The sequence below is a fragment of the Paenibacillus mendelii genome (assembly GCF_024498075.1).
Classification (GTDB): Bacteria; Bacillota; Bacilli; order Paenibacillales; family Paenibacillaceae; genus Paenibacillus_Z; species Paenibacillus_Z mendelii.
This window is the reverse complement of sequence record NZ_JANHOF010000019.1, coordinates 15,443-32,624: the sequence shown is the minus strand read 5'-3', so window position 1 is coordinate 32,624 and position 17,182 is coordinate 15,443. Positions and strand designations below refer to the sequence as shown.

Sequence of the window (17,182 nt, the reverse complement as noted above, 5' to 3'; positions counted from 1 at the left end):
ACTATCTTCAACATGCCGTCTGCTCATCCCTTCTCGGAGCCGAGCATGACCCCTTTGGCAAAATATTTCTGCGCGAACGGATAAATCATCAGAACAGGAATCATGGACAGGACGATTGTCGCATTCTTCATCGCTTGGGGAGCAAGCGCCGCCGCATCGACCAAGCTTGGGTTATTCCCGCCTTCATTAAAGATCAGCATATCCCGCAGAATGACCTGAAGCGGATACATCGCCGCATCGTTCAGATAGATCATCGGGACGAAGAAGCTGTTCCAATGCCCCATGAAATAGAACAATCCGATAGATGCCAGCGCCGGTTTGGAAAGTGGAATGACGATATTGAACAAAATCCGGTATTCCGACGCCCCGTCCACGACTGCGGCTTCCCGCAGCGAGCCCGACATGCTCTCATAGAAGCTTTTTAGAATCAGCAGCTCGAAGGTCCAGATCGCATTAGGAAGCACCAGTGCCCATACGGAATCGAGCAGCCCCAGGTTCTGGACGATGACGTAGTTCGGGATAATGCCCGGGTTGAGGAACATCGTAATGACAATCGCCAGCATGAAGAACTTCCGCCCGAAGAACGTTCTCCGGGAGAGCGGATAGGCCGCGATCGCCGTCATCAGCAGATTGATGAACGTGCCCAGTGTCGTATAGTAAATCGTATTCAGATACGCCCTGGGGATCCGGTTATCCATGAGCACCTCTTTGTACGCGCCGAAGTTGAACCCCTTCGGAATCAGCGTCACTTCACCCCGGACGACATAGGAGGTATCGCTTAGAGAAACAGCCGTAATGTACAGAATCGGATAGATCGTCGCAACGGCAAGGCATACCAGGACAAGGGTGTTGAATATTTGGAACAGGGATATACTTCGAAGGCCTTTTGCTACCATAGCCCGTTGCCCCCCATCCGCTTGCTGATAAAGTTGGCCGACAGCAGCATCGTCATGGCGACAAGCGCTTCGAATAGCCCGACGGCCGCGGCATAGCTGTAATTGCTTTCCAGAAGCCCTTTCCGGTACACATAGGTGGAGAAGACATCGGATACTTCATAGGTCATCGGGTTATAGAGCAAGAGCACCTTCTCATAACCGACGCGGATCATGGAGCCTGTTTTGAGAATGAACATAATGATTATCGTAGGCATGATGCTTGGGATCGTAATCGACCAGATCATATGGCGCCGCTTGGCCCCGTCCACCTTGGCTGCTTCATATAAGGAGGGGCTGATGCCGGCGATCGCCGCCATGTAGATAATTGCCTCATAACCGACTGAAGCCCAGATGTCCGACAGCACATAGATGGGACGGAACCATTCCGGCTCGATTAGAAAATATATTTTTTCAAAACCAAGCGCAGCCAGCAGTTGGTTGATTATGCCTTGGTTAGGGGACAAGAAATCAATGATCATGCTGCTGATAATAACGACAGACAAGAAAGCAGGAAGATAGCTGATCGTTTGTACCGATTTCTTGAACCATTTGACTCGGACTTCGTTCAATAGAATAGCGAGAATGATGGGAAACGGAAACCCGAAAACGAGCGTAAGCGAGCCAAGCAGCAGCGTATTCTTGAACAGCAGCCAGAAATCGGCGCTTGCGAAAAACTTTTCAAAGTGCTTGAGCCCTACCCAGTCGCTCCCCAGAATACCGGTAAACACGCTGTAATCCTTGAAGGCGATGATCATGCCGTATAGAGGGCCGTAACGAAAAATAGCATAGAAGAGCAGACATGGGATGAACAGAATCAGCAGCTGCCGATCCCGTCTCATATGTCGGAACACCGAGACGATTCTGCCTCTTGATGATCGCGATGATGCTTGGACAGTCTCAGTGTCAGCATGCGCCATGATGGTTCCTCCTTAAAGTTTTTGCGTGGGCTTCGCCCGACGTTAGTCGAGCAAAAACTCACTTCGGAAGCATAAGCTAAGTTTTTGCGTGGGCTTCGCCCGACGTAGTCGAGCAAAAACTCACTTCGGAAGCATAAGCTAAATTTTTGCGTGGGCTTCGCCCGACGTAGTCGAGCAAAAACTCACTTCGGAAGCATAGGCTTAGTTTTTGCGTGGGTTTTTCTATCCGGTGATTAGGCAGCACCCGGAAACCAACCGTTTCCGGGCGCTCGCCGTTCACCGATGTCATGGTTTGTTTGAAGATGCACGAAAAGCAAGGAATAGCGGGCGAAGCAGGAAGAATGATTCTGAAGAAGCGTCAGCGGTCGCCTTTGTTCCCGGATTTCAACCTACTACTCTGATTCAAGAAAGTCCGGGAACAACAGCGATCGGAAGAACATTCTGCCTGCGAAGCGGCTTGTGCTCCTGTCGTTCGTTCAATCCAGCGAAGCGGCTTGTGCTTCTGTCGTTCGTTAAACCCAGCGAAGCGGCTTGTGCTCCTGTTGTTCGTTCAATCCTGCGGAGCGGCTTGTGCTTCTGTCGTTCGTTCAATCCTGCGAAGCGGCTTGTGCTCCTGCTGTTCGTTCAATCCAGCGAAGAGCTTACGCTTCTTTCATTCGTACATGCCCTAATTAATTGCTTGCGTCATAACGCTTCTGAGCGGCGTTGTAAATTTCTACAAGCTTGGCAGCACCTTGCTTCTCCGCGTTTTTCTGCCAATCCTGCCACTGCTTATCCCCGTAAGACTTGTCGAGAATATACTTGGCGTTGAATTCGCTTGCGGATTTCAGCAGTGTTGTATGAATTTCGGCAATCGCAGCCGTCTCCTCGTCGGTGAAGTTCAGAATCGGATCAGCCGGCTCGAACGTATTCGCTTTCAGACGCTTGTCTTGAGCTTCTTGCTCTTTCTCGGTGAAGTTATAGTACACGCTGCGTCTGTCGGAATTGACATACATGCCTTGCAGCCACAGACCATAACGTTCTTCCAGTACGCTGATATCAACCAGCGGCACATCGGTCAGCTCCGGATAGACAACCTTGCCGTTCTCCATCTTGAAGGTTTCGCCTTCCACACCCATCGTAACAAGCGTCGCGCCTGACGGGCTGGTCAAGTAGTCAAGCAGCTTGAGAGCAGCTTCTTTATTATCATTGTTTGCAACGGCGATGCCGAAATTCGGATCGATCTTAGGCAGTGTTGTGCCGTTTCCAGTCGGTCCAACCGGATTGCCGTAGCGAAGGTTATAGTTCGGGTTCTGATCTTTGACTTGGTTGTAGAACAGATCCAGTCGGCCAATCCAGTCCCACGTAACGAAAGCCTTGTTGTTCGTCGTCATCTTGGCTGTCCAGGAATCCGTCGTATCTGTAATAAATTCAGGGTCAAGCAGCCCTTCGTTGTACAGCTTCTTCATGAAATCAAGCATTTCTTTATGTTCAGGCTGCGTCGTTGCGTATTTCCATAGTTTTACCTTCTCGTCGTAGTAAGCCGGGTAGCTTGCTCCGCCGATTCCCCAGCCATAAGACCAGTCACGGAAGATAAAGTCCTTCGTCTTGGAAGCATATGGATAGGAATCCGGGTAAGCTTCTTTCAGCTTCTTCAGAGCTTGGTAGAATTCTTCCGTATTCGTCCACTCTTTAATGCCCAGTTCATCGAATACGTCTTTGCGGTACATAAAGCCATGGTTTACATCACGGTTAATGTTGGCTACCGGCCAGGTATACATTTTACCGCTCTCATCGGAGTACGATTTCATAACCCAAGGATTCTCATCTACAAAAAGCTTCTTAAAGTTCGGAAGCATATCCAAGTAGTCATTAATCGCCACAACGGCTTTTTGCTGGCCGATTTTCTTCAGCTCGGCCGCGGTCAAACCATGGAAGATGTCTGGAAGCTTGCCAGAAGCAACCGTAACCTTCAGCTTGTCACTGTGAGTTGCCGGCGAGTACGCTTGGAAATTGATCTTGATCCCCGTGCGCTTCTCAATCTCTTTAACAATCAGCTTGTCATTCAAATTCGTGTTCTCGCTGACAACCATCCAGGTGATCGTGGTCGGCTTATCGACTAGCGGAAGCTTCAAGCCGCCAGTGTCTCCATATTGATTGGCATCAGCAGCAGGTGCGGGATCGCTTTCTTTATTGGTTTGATTACCAGCCGGAGCTTCTTCCCCGCCCTTGCCTTCATTGTTGCTGTTGTTGCTGCCACAAGCAGCCAGAACTGTGATGAACATCGTTAGTACGAGTATTACGCTGACCAACTTCCTTGACATTTTTCTTCCTCCCCTTATGATCATCTTCTTCCGCCGAAGCCTTGCAACCGATTTCACGCTCCGGACATTTCTCATGATAAAAGCGTTTACACCAATCGTAAATTACTCGATTTCGGCGATATCGGATTTCTTCTCCCTTAACAAGCTAAAAAGCCGAAAAACCCTGTAGTATCAAGGTTTTTCGGCTTGTGGAAAATGCTAAAGCGGTAGAAATATATAAAAAAGAGAGCGAATTTAAGCAATGAAATTACAATAAAAATTTTTATTCGAAAGTGATTTCCCGGCCAGTGCGGGCCGGTTCATATACCGTACTCAGCATTTTCGACCGGACGAATGGTCATGCAGCACGGAATAGAACCTGCACGGATTAATCCAATTCCACTTGTTCATCTGAATATCTCCTGCACTAAGGCAGTGAACAATGAAATAGATTAATTAAAGCGGACTGCCGTCCCCTTCGCCCTGCTCTCCTCCGCCTTCTCCAGAAAGCGGATAATCGCAACCGTATCCTCCCATTGGAGGGATGGCCGGCCTGTAACGAACATGAGCATGACCTGCTCCAGCAAACCGGCATAGGCAGGCTTCGTTGGTGAACTGGCATCGACATAGGTGCTTCCGCCTGTTCGGTGAACAAGGGCGCCGAATTGATAGCTCCCGCTTCGGTTCCCTCTTAACGTGCCAATACGGCCATCCTTCCACCTTCCGGTTATGAGATCATGCGACTCGGACGATACCGCGCACACCTCTTCGCAGCCGTGTCCCATAATGGCAAACAGCATCTCGGCCATATGAATGCCGTACCAGAAGTAGTAGGATTGCGTCGGCTCCACGGACATTGGGCCGTGCACGTCGGCCCCGATGATCGCCCCTCCATCTTCCCGCTCGATCTCGATGTTCATGATGTCTGTGTAGCGTAAGGAAGAGGCACTCATAACGGGTATGCCGTGCTGTACCGCAAGCCGGCCGATTTCTTCCGCATCGGCTGCGGTTAACGCTAGCGGCTTGTCGATGAACACGGGCTTGCCGTAAGAGGCGATTCTGGCGAACTGCTCCAGATGCACTCTCCCATCCGCGGATTCCAGAAGAATCGCATCGCAGCGCTCCGCGACTTCCTCCGGCGTAGCTACGATTTCGACGCCATATTGCACGCGCAGCTCTTCCGTGAATCCCTCCACGCGATTGATACTGAGCGGAAAGTCAGGCGATCCGCCCGGGTAGGCTATCGTCACGCGGCCTCCCGGTACATGATGATCATCGTTTACATCGTTAATCAATTTGGCGAATGCGGTTACATGTGAAGTGTCGAGGCCGATCATACCGATCTTAAGGCTGTCCATGGGCAGGTTCCTCCCTATTCTCATATGAATATGTCGTTTCCTCCTGCGTGCCTCCAGTCAGTCGATGCAGGGCAATTGCGGCAAGCAGCGATGCGCCAAGCGGAATGCAATCCTCGTTCAAGGTGTACCGGGGATGATGAAGCCCATATGCTTGTTCCGCGTCCGAGGTTGGACCGGAGCCCAGCCAGAAGAAGCATCCCGGAATCTGTTCCAGGTAGACGGAGAAATCTTCTCCTGCCAGCGTGGGCGCGGCGGTTATTCTGCGCTCTGCCCCGATCACCCGGTCCAAGACGGAATCCACGTGACTGACACAGGCATCGTGATTCATTAATACCGGCACCTGCCGGATATACCGAAGCTCAGCCGTGCAGCGGTAGCCTTCGGCAATTTGCTTCACAACCCGCTCGATCCGGGCAGAAATCGCTTCCTGTACCCTCGGCTCGAAGGTGCGGACCGTGCCTGTCAATTCCGCGCGATGGGGAATCACGTTGTTAGCCTGGCCGGCTTGAATGCTGCCGATCGTGACAACAACGGGATCGAATGGCGAGACCTCGCGGCTGACGATGCTCTGCAGTCCCATCACAATGGCCGAAGCGCAGACGACCGGGTCAACGCTTTGATCGGGAATCGCGCCGTGGCCGCCTCTTCCCTCGATCGTAATTTCGATCCGGTCCACGGAACCCATGAGCGGACCATACTTCGTGGCCGTCATGCCCGCTGCGAGCGTCGGAAGATTGTGAAGCCCATAGATTTCGTCTACGCCTTCCAATGCGCCGTCCTGGATCATCGCTTTGGCACCTGCGTTAATTTCCTCCGCCGATTGAAAGAGAAGGCGGACCGTGCCCGCAAACTGATGTGTCTGAAGCAGCTGTGCGGCTCCAAGCAGAATCGTCGTATGGGCATCATGTCCGCAAGCATGCATGACGCCTGGCCGCGTCGAGGAGAACTCAAGGCCGGTCTCCTCCTCAATCGGAAGCGCATCCATATCCGCCCGCAGAGCGATGACGGGTCCTGGCCGATCGCCCACGATATCGGCGACAATACCGTGGCCTCCGACGCCCGATTGGTACGTAATCCCAAGCGCATCCAACTGCTGCGCTACTTTAGCCGATGTCTCGGACTCCTGAAAGCTAAGCTCTGGATACCGATGCAGATCGCGCCGGAATGCGATCCATTCATCTGCCAGCTGCCGGCCGGCATCAATGAGGTTCATGGCTGCGTTGTCTCCCCTTCCCCGTTCTCCTTACGGCCGCGATTCGCGCCGTAGAGATTATTCATAATACGGCGCCCTGTCGGCGTCTGGGCCAGACCGCCCTTGGCCGTCTCCCGATGCTTGGCGGGCATTGCCGTTCCCACCTCAAGCATAACACCAATGACCTCATCGGAGGGAATAACGCTTCGCACGCCTGCCTGCGCCATGTCTGCCGCAGCCAAGGCCGTGACGGCGCCAAAGCCGTTGCGAACGATACATGGGATCTCGACAAGACCGCCGACCGGATCGCATATTAACCCCAGCGAATTTTTGAGCGCAAGACCGACCGCGTGGACCGCTTGCTCCGGCGTACCTCCGCGCAATTCCGTTAAGGCTCCGGCCGCCATGCCGATCGCCGAACCGATCTCCGCCTGGCAGCCGCCCTCCGCTCCGGATATGAACGAATTGTTCGCGATGACATAGCCGATGGCACCGGCCGCGAACAAGCCCATGACCAGATGGCGGTCTTCCCAGCCGTGACGCTCCTGCGCGCTGACAAACACGCCCGGAATAATGCCGCAGGAGCCTGCCGTCGGCGTTGCCACAATCCGCCCCATCGAAGCGTTTACCTCGGATACGGACAATGCATACGCAAGCGCTGTGCAAGCTTCCGTACCAAGTGACGGCAAGCCGCCGTTCATATATTGATGAACGCGGCTTGCATCGCCGCCGGTCAAGCCGCTACGGGAGGGGACGGGCTCCTCGATGCCGCGCCGGACAGCCTCCTTCATAATGTTGTAGTAGTCCGCCATCAGCTCGAACGTTTCCGCCTCGCTTTTTCCCGTTTCCTTCGCTTGCTCGCTCAGCATCAGCTGCCCTATGGATACCCCGTCTGAGCTGCAGCATGCGATCAGCTGCTGCAGGGTCTGGAATTTCATGACTTCACCTCTCCGGCCGTAAGATCCGCCAGGCAGACGCGCTGCACGTCCGGCAAGACGCGAATACGTTCCATTAATGCGCCGGGAACCGCCTCATCGGTCTCAATAACCGTAAGCGCATCCCCGCTTCTCCCTTTGCGGTCCACATCCATATACCCGATATTTACGCCTCCGTCGCCAAGAATGTTCGTCATATCCGCAAGCATGCCGGGACGATCCTTATGGAACACCAGCAAGGTCGGATAGTTCATTGTGAATTTGACGTCGAAGCCGTTGATCCCTGTCAATTCGATATTGCCGCCGCCGATTGAGGAGCCGGTGATGATGTCCTCTCGCCCGTCTCCGGTCAACGTCAGCTTGGCCGTATTCGGATGCACCGCCGGATTAGAGCCGGTCTTGAACGCGAGGGTCATGCCGGAGGCATCCGCGATCGTCAGCGAATCCCGAATCCTCATGTCATCCGTATCGTAGTCCAGGAGGCCGCCGGCAATCGCCAGATCCGTCCCATGGCCGCGATAGGTTTCGGCGAATGAGCCGTAGAACTTTATTTCGGCCTGTGCCGGCAGGGCTCCGAATATGCGGCGCGCCGCACGCCCTATACGCACAGCGCCCGCCGTATGAGAGCTTGAAGGCCCGACCATGCTCGGCCCGATAATCGAAAACACGTCTTTAAACCGCAAGATGAATCCCTCCGCTCATCAGTCAGGCGCTGCTTTCCTTACAGCAGCAAGCCCATGGTTCCATTATTCCCCGGAAAGCCATTCCTGCAGATGCGCCGCGACAAAATCATCGTCGTTCAGATGCGGGTACTCCCGGTAGATCCGGTCGATTTCCTCCGCTTGACCGGGAGACAGCTCCTCATGCGGATTCAAGCACCATGTCCCCTTCAACAGCCCTTGACGGCGAAGCACCTCATGAATCCCCGGTATACAGCCGGCGAACTGATGCGCGGGATCGAAGAAAGCGGCATTGGCATCCGTTACTTGGACGTTCCAGGTCAGCCATTCCTTCGGAATTTCACGGGACTCGCGATAACGCTTCACGTCTTCAAGCAGCTCTACCGCTTTATGCGTCCAGACTGCCCAATGACCCAGAAGACCGCCTACGATCCGCTTCTCCACGATCGAGCCGTCTACCGTGAACCGGTATGTCGTGAGCAGATCGTTCACGATGTTATCGTCATTGCCCGTGTACAGCGCAATCTCATCGCGCCGGCTCGAATAGCATACCGCACGGACGACGTCGATCGTCTGGTACCGGTTGAACGGCGCCATCTTGATCGCCACCACATTCGGAATTTCCGCGAATTCGCGCCAGAAGTCGAAGCTGAATATTTTACCGCCGACGGAAGGCTGCAGGTAGAAGCCGATGACCGGGAAGATCGCCGCCACTTTACGGGTGCGCTCCAGAATGTCCTGCTCGCTTAAGTCAGCTAAGCCGCCCATGCTGAGCAAGCCTGCGTCATAGCCAAGCCCCTTCGCTATGCGCGTTTCTTCCAAGGCCTGCTCCGTCGGTCCGCAGATGCCCGCCACCTTGATGAAGGGACGATCAAGACGCGCCCGGTCAATTTCTTCCGCCGCCAGCCGCAGAACCGGCTCATACAGGCCGATGCCCTTGTCGCGGATCTCGAATTGCGTAGAATGAACACCGACTGCAATGCCCCCAGCGCCCGAAGCGGCATAATAGCGCGTCAAAGCGCGTTGATGCTTCTCATCCAGCTTACGGTTCTCATCCAAGGCGAGCGGATGCGCCGGTATGGCCAGCCCGTCATGGAGTGCGGCGAGCAGTTCAGGTGACAGCTTGTTGTTCTCGCTCAATTAGAATTTCCCCTTTCTCTCTTGAAAATGGGTCGGCTTATTCCATGTTTGGCCGCCCGCCTGCACCCATTCCGCTACCCAGTCGATCATCTGCAGCAGCGATACGCGCGGATAGCCGAACAGCTGGTGGGATTTCGAAGCATTGCTCAGAAGCGCGTTCTCCGCTTCCTTGCCCGTGAATGCCGCTTCTTTGCCCATACGCTTCGCCAGCTCCTCTGCTGCCCAGCGGATCGACATCGTCTCGGGTCCCGTCACATTCACAACCTCTGGCGGGTTCGAACACTTCGTCAAGCAGCGCAGCGCCATCTCATTGGCGTCCCCTTGCCAGATGATATTCGCATGGCCCATCGTCAGATCGATTGCGCGGCCTTCGTCAACGGATTTAGCCAGCTCCAGCAGTACGCCATACCGCATATCGATCGCATAATTCAAACGGTACATCGTCATAGGCGTGCCGTTCTGATGAGAGAAGTATTCGAAGACCCGCTCCCGTCCAAGACAGGATTGCGCATATTCGCCCAGCGGCTCCGGCGCGACGGCTTCATTCACGCCCCCGTTGCCGATTGGCGTGAACGGGTAGATGTTGCCGGAAGAGAAGACAACAATCTTCGAATTCTTGTATTTCTCAGCCACGCGGCCTGGCAGATACGCATTCATCGCCCATGTAAAATGCTCGCGGCCGGTCGTGCCGAATTTATTGCCCGCCATATAGATCACGTTCGGAACATCCGGTAATTTGCGAAGCTCCTCATCATTGAGCAGGTCGCATGAGATCGTCTCGACGCCGGCATCCTCCAGCTCGCGGCGCGCTTCCTCATTCGAGAACCGCGAGACGCCGATAACGCGTTTGTTCAGTCCACCTTGCTTAATGGCGTTAGCCGCCAGCCGCGCCAAGCTGGGTCCCATCTTGCCGCCCACGCCCAGTACGATGATATCTCCTTCTATTGAACGCAAATCTGCAATAAGTGCCTCCGAGGGCTCCGCCAACTTGGCTTCCAATTCTGCTACCGTTCTCATGTCCGTTGATCGCCTCCTTGTTTGTTTTCCTCCTCTATCATAACGAGCCGCTCTATATAAAGACAAATCTTTTAATCGTCTTTAAATCGATCGCAGACATCGATGGACAAGACGAACCGTCATACTAAAAAAGCGGTATGGAGCACGAAGCCCACACCCGCTTTGTTTGAGAAGAACATCCTGCGTTATTGAGGGTTTTTCTGAAGAAACGTAAACTTGAAAATCTGTCTCGGGCGTCCGCGCGGCACCTTCTCCAGCCCCGATACCTCGACGAACCCTTGATCGATCCAATGGAGAAGCAGCCGATGTGCGCTTCTCACGGTAATATCAAGTAATACCGCAAGCTCGTGGACTTTATACTCATATTTGTCGAATCGGGCCCTATTGTGGAGCAGCTTGCTCAAATAAGCGCTCGTCATACCGGCATCCTCCGCCCGTTTAATTAGCTCCGCGTCCGTGAAGGAAAGCACCTCCCGGATCGGATCGGCCATCTCGAGCGGACCGATTAACGTTCCGTCCTCGCGGACGATGAAGCATGCGTTGCCGCCGGCTTCCTTCGCCTTCCTCATGGCAACCCGCGCATTCGTTCCCGCCACGCTTGCCGAACGGCCAAAGCCCATGCCGATGCTGAGCGAGAGGCCGTGCGTCTTATTAATATCCTTCGCGAAGGGAATCGTCTTGTAGCCGCCCGACTCCCGCTCGAAGATGCCCCGTGTCGTGAAGAACAGGTATTCGTCCCCGCCCAGATGCGTCAAGTATCCGTCCAAGGATTCCACATAATCGAGCACCATCCGGTGAATATCCAGCTTCAGCTTTTGCACCTCATGCTCGCTGTTGCGCTTCAGGGCGAGGCTGCCGAAGTCGTCCACATTAATCATGCCGACTACGATCTGCGCCTCCTTGCTGCGGCGGGATTCGGTGGATAATAGCGCCCGTTCCAGCGTTACGACAATATCCTGATCGGACGGCACAAGCCACTGATTCGGAATATCGAGGCGATTCAGCTCCTGTGCCGCGGACCCGACGCCCGTGAACGCGATCGAGCAGACGCCTGAACGATACTGCTCCTGATGGAAGGCGATCAGCTTCTCCTTCGATGCATAGACAGGTCCGTCGAAGATCACGGTGCGAATCCCCGAAATCCCCAGATCCTTTAACGTCCGCATGACCATCGTTTCCGACAAGGTATCCACGGAGATTCCTCCGCTGAGCTTGCCGGATTGCTGGGCGTAGAATAGTGCCTTATAGAGTCCGGCATCGGTAATCGGCACATGAAGCGTGGGAACCGGCACGTTCATCCGTTCCTTTACCTTACGGTGAGACAGCGGATCGGCAAACAGAATAACCTCGACATTCCCGCCGATCTCTTCGGCTAGCGCCGGCGCCTCGTCTTCGTGCCGATATACTCGCGGTACGGGCGCGAACGAAGGAAAAGTCTCGATGATACGCAGGATGGAGTTGACGATAGGCTGCGGCCCGATGATCCCGATGCGTATTTGATGAATATGGCTGCCGCTCGTAACCGACACGTATAATCACTCCCGTTCATGGCTCTCCTGTTGTCTTCTGCCCGGCTGCGGGCATGCTGCAGAAACACATTATGGATAAATGATACCTGATTCAGAAATTTTGGCAAGCAGCGCCATTTCCAGGTACCGGGCGCAGGCATTAGTAAGCGGCTGCGCGGCCAGACCTATAGCCTTCAAACCAGCAGGCCGATTAAAAAGAAAAAGCACCCCGAAAGGGTGCCAGTTTGCAAATTAGTTTTCAATCACAATGCCGCTTAGCTTCATGTTGACGGGGGCTGCAATGGTATCCCCAACCGGGCACTGCTTCTCAAGATAAGCAACGAATTCTTCTACTCTTTCTTTGGGTGCATCGGTTTTGATATGGAAGGTATAACGGATATCGGAATAGCCGCGGCGGACATCGGACTTGTCGAAGAAGCCGTCCAAATCAATATCGCCTTCTACTTCTACCCGGAAGTCTTCCAGACGGATATCGAACTTTCTTGCATATACTCTAGCCACGATCGATTGGCAAGCCCCAAGCGATCCCAGAAGCGCCTCGACCGGGTTCATCCCCGTATCCGTACCCCCCAGACTTTTCGGCTCATCGATCGTCAGCTCAAAATTTCTAGATTGGACTTTGACGACGACTCCTTCTTGCAAATGCGCGGATGCTTTAAATGTTTCAACTGCCATGTCCCTCGCCCCTATTCTTCTAATATTTAGATTATAGCTATGATAGCACATATTTCCCATGTAGTTAATAGGAATTATCATATTCTCTTCTCATTGTTTGCTCTTGGTGACAATCCTATGATAATCAAGCTTAGCTCCGCATGAAGCTTCATCCGCGCGTCCGATTTACCCTGACTCTCCCAGAGGGTATACTAAGCGAAAGAGACGTTCGCAGCGAGCGTGTACCTACACCAGCGGCTCGAACAAATTTCCAGAGAAGGACTTTTGAAGATGAATACGAAAAAAACGGATCCCCGCGTTATCCGCACCCGGCAGCTGCTGCGCCAAGCATTGATCGATTTGCTGGAGGAACGCGACCTGGAACACATCTCGGTACAGGATATCGCGGATCGCGCCACGATCAAACGGGCGACCTTCTATCTTCACTTTGAGGACAAGCAAGCATTTGTCGTTCGCTACATGGATGAGATCTTAGCAGAGCTGCGGCAAAATATTATCGTCTCATCAGACGATCCAGACGATTTCGATTTCTTGAGCGGCGAGCCCCACCCCAGCTTCGTGCGGCTGTTCCATCATATCTCGGAGCGTTTCAACATCTATCATGCGCTGCTGGTGCGGAACCGGCTGCCTTACTTTGCAGCGGGCGTGCTGCAGATTATACATGAGTTCATTGCCGAAGGGATCGATTATGCCGAGCCGGATGACCGCAACTTAACCGCTGCGAGAGAGGTCGCTATCAAATATGTGGAGTCTGCCTTCCTCGAGGTCATCATCTGGTGGATCGGGAACATGATGCCGTATTCGGAGGAAGATATGGCCGGCCAATTGATGCGGCTGTCCATCCGTGGCCCCTATCGGCAAATCCCCGATCGCAGAAGCCCCATGTCGTAACGAACGACACGGTACAACAATAAGCCGTTCACCTCTGCTGCCAGAGATGAACGGCTTATTGTCATTTGCAATGCATGCCTCGCGCGCATGCAGCTAGGTTGTTCCAGATTTTTATAGAGCGGTCCAGCCGCCGTCGATGACAAGCTCCGAGCCGGTCATGAAGCGGGCTTCATCCGAGGCAAGAAACAGGACGCCGTAAGCGACATCCTCCGGCTTGCCGAAGTATGGCAGCTGCGTGAAGGTTTGATAATAAGGCATGGCGTCCTTCATGGACGGCTCTGTCATCGGTGTGACGATAATGCCAGGATGGACGGAATTGACGCGAATGTTCTGCTTCGCGTGTTCCACGGCAGCCGATTTCGACAGTGCGCGCAGCGCACCCTTCGCAGCCGTATAAGGGCTTGATCCGGCCATGCCTACGATACCGCCGATAGAGGATATGTTTACGACCGAGCCTGCGCCCGCCTTCTGCATTTCAGGGATGCAATATTTCATACCAAGCACACAGCCCGTCAAATTGATGTCCATCACTCTGTTCCATTCGCTGATCTCAATGTCAATTATGTTCTTTGTCGAAGAAATCCCCGCATTGTTCACGAGTACATCGACCTTCCCGAACCGGGTTACCGCTTCCTGAACGACAGCCTTCCATTCATCCTCAGAAGCAACGTTATGACGAAGGCCAATCGCTTCCCCGCCATCCTTGATAATCTCTTGAACGACCTGCTGCAGCTCGTCGTCCTTGATATCTGTCGCTACAACCTTAGCGCCTTCGCGTGCGAACAGCTTCGCCTCCGCTGCTCCCATACCGAGCGCCGCCCCTGTAATGATTGCCACTTTACCGCTTAAACGTCCCATAGTTAATCAGACCCTTCTGTTGGATGTATACATGCTGTTAATTGGATATATAGGAATACGATCTGCCGGGCAAATGGTTGATCAATAGGTTAGCTACCTGTCTTGAGTATATCACAAATACGTCTGTTTTGTGAAGTAATATACTATGTGACAATTAAGTGATTGGATGGGGAATGGAGCATCCTTTCGTTCATATGTTGCCCCGAACAGCAAACCTATTAATGTACCGAGCATCTGAACATAGCGAAGAGGCTGCCCAATAAGTCATTCTAAGGATGACTTCGGGCAGCCTGTAACGGTTGGAATCACTTGTTGTGGTTATGAAATCTTCACTTCATTATTCAAAAGCTATATAAGTGTTGGGCTTCCGCTTCACGAACCCAGACCTGCATGAATCCGGCCTCCCGGTTATCCCATGCATAATAGGAATAAATAAACAAGGCTTCCCTTCACCCGCTTTACCGCTCAGGACAGTTACGCCGCCAAGCAAATCCTCCCGGTGCTCGATCGAAAGCGGTTCATGCGCCGCCAGGGAAAAGCCGTCATAGGATAGCTCATGATTATCGGTCTGCTCCAGGCAGTACACGATGGGCCCGCGTTGAAGGGCAAGCCTGCCCCGGTTCGCCTCTACCTCCGGCCTTGACCGGATAACCTCAACTGGCATATCCAGTTCTAATACAACCGTATCGCCCGGCGTCCAATGACGATTCAGTACGAGATATCCGTTGTCGATCTGCCTTTCCGGGCCCGGCAACTGCTCGCCCAAAACCGTTAACCGATACCCTCTGCACCAGCCAGGTATGCGCAGCCGAATCGTGAACTTGTCCGCCTGATCCGGGCTTACCGTTAGTTCGATTCTTCCATCCCAAGGATATGACGTCTTCTGTTTGAGCTTGACGGTCATCCCTTCCCCTGCTTCCAACGTCGCTTCGCCATTCATGTACTGATTGACAGCCAACCCGTCATTAGTCGCAGCATAGGTATACTGGCCAATGGATGGCAGGAATCTGGCGAGGTTTGTCGGGCAGCAAGACGTGCCGAACCATTCTACGCGGTGATGCTCACCCCTCGAAGCAAGCGGATTAACATAGAAGAATTTGTCGCCTGACAGCGAGATTCCGGCTAGAGCACCGTTGTACATCTCCCGTTCCACGACATCTGCATATTTGGCATCGCCAAACAATACGTTCATCCGGTGATTCCAGAACACCATGCCAATAGCCGCGCAGGTCTCGCAATAGGCGGATTCATTCGGCAGATCATAATCCTGCGTAAAGCCTTCATTATGCCGGGACGGTCCGATGCCGCCTGTCACATACATATTCCGTTCAACCGTCTGTGCCCAAACCCGGTGAAGCGCAGCTGCATACGTCGCATCGCCTGAAGCATGCACGACATCCGCCATGGCGGTGTACAGATACATTGCACGTACAGCATGACCGGTCACCTTCTCGATATCCCGAACGGGAACATCATCCTGGCAGTAAGCCGAACCCCATTCCCCTTGGTCCCAAATGGCTCCAACGCCATGGCCGTGGCCGCGTTCTTCCAGCAGCCAGAGCGCAAGCTTCCAATAACGATCCTCATTGGTAACCCGATACAGCTTCACAAGCGCAAGCTCAATTTCCTCATGCCCTTCCACCAAGTGCCGCTTGCCAGGGCCAAACACGCTGTCATAATGATCGGCCATTCGGCATGCAACGTCAAGCAGCTTCCGCTTACCGGTAGCTTCGAAATACGCGACCGCCGCTTCAATCAAATGACCGCCGTTATACATCTCATGCTTTTCCATGTCCGTCCATTTGCGTTCAGGCGCTTCAAGCGTGAAATAGGTACATAAGTAACCATCCGATTCCTGCGCTGCGGCTATGAGATCAATAATCCGATCGATCTCCGATTCCAGTACCGGATCCCGGTCCGTCATAATGGCATAAGCAGCTCCTTCGAGCACTTTGTACACATCGGAGTCGTTATAGTAAATGCCTTCGAATTCCCCTTCCAGCAGCCCCGGCTTTGGCGAAATTGGCAATGCGGCCGGTTTCCTCACATTTGTCCAGACAGGCATTCATCGTCGTATTCTTCAATGCATTCAGTCGCGGCCCCCAGAAATCATCATCGATCGCAACCTTCGTAAAGGGTACGCTCCGTCAGCCTTGGATTGCCGCCGTTTCCGCTCGAGTCATCTCGAATCATCCTTTCTTTTCCTTTTCCTTTTCCTTCCCCTATCCTTTCAACCCCGTTGAATGGTTTTCCTTCCAGACCGCATGATCCGTTCAAAAATATAATCACGCAGACGAGAGCAGCGGTAGTGCGGTAAAAAAAACGAAGAGGCTGCCACAAGTGTCATAAATGACACGGGGTCAGCCTCTTCTTCAATGCCGTGCTCAATAAAGGAAAATGAACAAGAGTGCCGCGGCGGGCAGCCGGAATCGAGACAAGCGCGGCAGCGGTTAATAAGAATGCTAGCGCTATAGTTCTCAACCCGGGTCAGCGGGTCAGCGAGAGGCTCCGCATGCTGCCTGTTCGCCGACTTCTACGTCAACCTCTTTGTTCTGCTTAGGTACTGCGCTTCACCCGGATCGTGTAGATCTTGATCGTCTTAAAGTCTTCCGAGGTCACCCCGATTGCAATCAGGCCCCCGTCCGGAATGAGGACCGCCTTCGCCTGGCCGCTCACGGCCTTCCTGCCGTTCATCGTCAGACTCTTCGCATTCGGATTATTCGTCGTTGCCGTCACTTGCAGCGTGGTCACCTCTTGACCCACTGTGACGGTA

The 17,182-nt window shown here is 53.5% G+C and carries 15 protein-coding genes; 1 reads left to right on the top strand and 14 read right to left on the bottom strand.

Annotated features, from left to right (window positions below):
* Positions 1-23 precede the first annotated feature (23 nt).
* The 11 genes from NNL21_RS31200 to NNL21_RS31150 all read right to left on the bottom strand — a co-directional run bounded on the left by NNL21_RS31200 (position 24) and on the right by NNL21_RS31150 (position 12,660).
* Positions 24-896, bottom strand: coding sequence for a carbohydrate ABC transporter permease (locus tag NNL21_RS31200; RefSeq protein ID WP_204822481.1), 873 nt, complete (start codon positions 894-896; stop codon positions 24-26).
* Positions 890-1,852: an ABC transporter permease gene (locus tag NNL21_RS31195; protein ID WP_204822482.1), complete on the bottom strand. Its 963-nt coding sequence runs from the start codon at positions 1,850-1,852 to the stop codon at positions 890-892. Before NNL21_RS31195 ends, NNL21_RS31200 begins: the two co-directional genes overlap by 7 nt.
* Before the next feature lie 671 nt (positions 1,853-2,523).
* Positions 2,524-4,155: an extracellular solute-binding protein gene (locus tag NNL21_RS31190; protein ID WP_204822483.1), complete on the bottom strand. Its 1,632-nt coding sequence runs from the start codon at positions 4,153-4,155 to the stop codon at positions 2,524-2,526.
* Between the two features lie 431 nt (positions 4,156-4,586).
* Positions 4,587-5,492 (bottom strand): Gfo/Idh/MocA family protein, encoded by a 906-nt coding sequence (locus NNL21_RS31185; protein WP_204822484.1) that lies wholly within the window; start codon positions 5,490-5,492, stop codon positions 4,587-4,589.
* Positions 5,479-6,705 carry a M20 metallopeptidase family protein gene (locus NNL21_RS31180; RefSeq protein WP_204822485.1) on the bottom strand — a complete coding sequence of 409 codons (1,227 nt, stop codon included), beginning with the start codon at positions 6,703-6,705 and terminating at the stop codon, positions 5,479-5,481. The genes NNL21_RS31185 and NNL21_RS31180 overlap by 14 nt, the downstream gene beginning before the upstream one ends.
* Positions 6,702-7,622 carry an L-serine ammonia-lyase, iron-sulfur-dependent, subunit alpha gene (gene sdaAA, locus NNL21_RS31175; RefSeq protein ID WP_204822486.1) on the bottom strand — a complete coding sequence of 307 codons (921 nt, stop codon included), beginning with the start codon at positions 7,620-7,622 and terminating at the stop codon, positions 6,702-6,704. Before sdaAA ends, NNL21_RS31180 begins: the two co-directional genes overlap by 4 nt.
* A complete protein-coding gene (gene sdaAB / locus NNL21_RS31170; RefSeq protein WP_204822487.1) occupies positions 7,619-8,302 on the bottom strand; it encodes an L-serine ammonia-lyase, iron-sulfur-dependent subunit beta in 684 nt (227 codons plus the stop codon). The genes sdaAA and sdaAB overlap by 4 nt, the downstream gene beginning before the upstream one ends.
* Positions 8,303-8,365: 63 nt before the next feature.
* Positions 8,366-9,439, bottom strand: a complete 1,074-nt coding sequence (locus NNL21_RS31165) for a dihydrodipicolinate synthase family protein (RefSeq protein ID WP_204822488.1) — start codon at positions 9,437-9,439, stop codon at positions 8,366-8,368.
* Entirely contained in the window at positions 9,440-10,456 is a 1,017-nt protein-coding gene (locus NNL21_RS31160; RefSeq protein WP_204822489.1) for an NAD-dependent epimerase/dehydratase family protein, read from the bottom strand.
* A gap of 185 nt (positions 10,457-10,641) precedes the next feature.
* Positions 10,642-11,985 carry a hypothetical protein gene (locus NNL21_RS31155; RefSeq protein ID WP_204822490.1) on the bottom strand — a complete coding sequence of 448 codons (1,344 nt, stop codon included), beginning with the start codon at positions 11,983-11,985 and terminating at the stop codon, positions 10,642-10,644.
* Between the two features lie 231 nt (positions 11,986-12,216).
* Positions 12,217-12,660 carry an OsmC family protein gene (locus NNL21_RS31150; protein ID WP_204822491.1) on the bottom strand — a complete coding sequence of 148 codons (444 nt, stop codon included), beginning with the start codon at positions 12,658-12,660 and terminating at the stop codon, positions 12,217-12,219.
* A gap of 270 nt (positions 12,661-12,930) precedes the next feature.
* On the opposite strand from NNL21_RS31150, the gene NNL21_RS31145 reads away from it, so the two are divergent.
* The gene (locus NNL21_RS31145; RefSeq protein ID WP_204822492.1) at positions 12,931-13,551 is read left to right on the top strand and encodes a TetR/AcrR family transcriptional regulator; all 621 of its coding nucleotides are present in this window, start codon (positions 12,931-12,933) and stop codon (positions 13,549-13,551) included.
* Positions 13,552-13,662: 111 nt separating this feature from the next.
* On the opposite strand, the gene NNL21_RS31140 is transcribed toward NNL21_RS31145, so the two are convergent.
* The 3 genes from NNL21_RS31140 to NNL21_RS31130 form a co-directional block, all read right to left on the bottom strand.
* Positions 13,663-14,409, bottom strand: coding sequence for an SDR family NAD(P)-dependent oxidoreductase (locus NNL21_RS31140; protein ID WP_204822493.1), 747 nt, complete (start codon positions 14,407-14,409; stop codon positions 13,663-13,665).
* 337 nt (positions 14,410-14,746) lie between these two features.
* Positions 14,747-16,438, bottom strand: a complete 1,692-nt coding sequence (locus NNL21_RS31135) for a glycoside hydrolase family 127 protein (protein WP_256555608.1) — start codon at positions 16,436-16,438, stop codon at positions 14,747-14,749.
* 527 nt (positions 16,439-16,965) lie between these two features.
* Positions 16,966-17,182 (bottom strand): cadherin-like beta sandwich domain-containing protein (locus tag NNL21_RS31130; RefSeq protein WP_256555607.1); only part of this gene is annotated, 217 nt, incomplete at its 5' end.

Excerpts from the sequence above, each read along its gene's own strand:
- NNL21_RS31180 (WP_204822485.1), bottom strand. The coding sequence starts at position 6,705 with ATGAACCTCATTGATGCCGGCCGGCAGCTGGCAGATGAATGGATCGCA.
- NNL21_RS31160 (WP_204822489.1), bottom strand. The coding sequence starts at position 10,456 with ATGAGAACGGTAGCAGAATTGGAAGCCAAGTTGGCGGAGCCCTCGGAG.
- NNL21_RS31200 (WP_204822481.1), bottom strand. The coding sequence starts at position 896 with ATGGTAGCAAAAGGCCTTCGAAGTATATCCCTGTTCCAAATATTCAAC.
- NNL21_RS31140 (WP_204822493.1), bottom strand. The coding sequence starts at position 14,409 with ATGGGACGTTTAAGCGGTAAAGTGGCAATCATTACAGGGGCGGCGCTC.
- NNL21_RS31185 (WP_204822484.1), bottom strand. The coding sequence starts at position 5,492 with ATGGACAGCCTTAAGATCGGTATGATCGGCCTCGACACTTCACATGTA.
- sdaAA (WP_204822486.1), bottom strand. The coding sequence starts at position 7,622 with ATGAAATTCCAGACCCTGCAGCAGCTGATCGCATGCTGCAGCTCAGAC.
- NNL21_RS31150 (WP_204822491.1), bottom strand. The coding sequence starts at position 12,660 with ATGGCAGTTGAAACATTTAAAGCATCCGCGCATTTGCAAGAAGGAGTC.
- NNL21_RS31190 (WP_204822483.1), bottom strand. The coding sequence starts at position 4,155 with ATGTCAAGGAAGTTGGTCAGCGTAATACTCGTACTAACGATGTTCATC.
- NNL21_RS31145 (WP_204822492.1), top strand. The coding sequence starts at position 12,931 with ATGAATACGAAAAAAACGGATCCCCGCGTTATCCGCACCCGGCAGCTG.
- NNL21_RS31195 (WP_204822482.1), bottom strand. The coding sequence starts at position 1,852 with ATGGCGCATGCTGACACTGAGACTGTCCAAGCATCATCGCGATCATCA.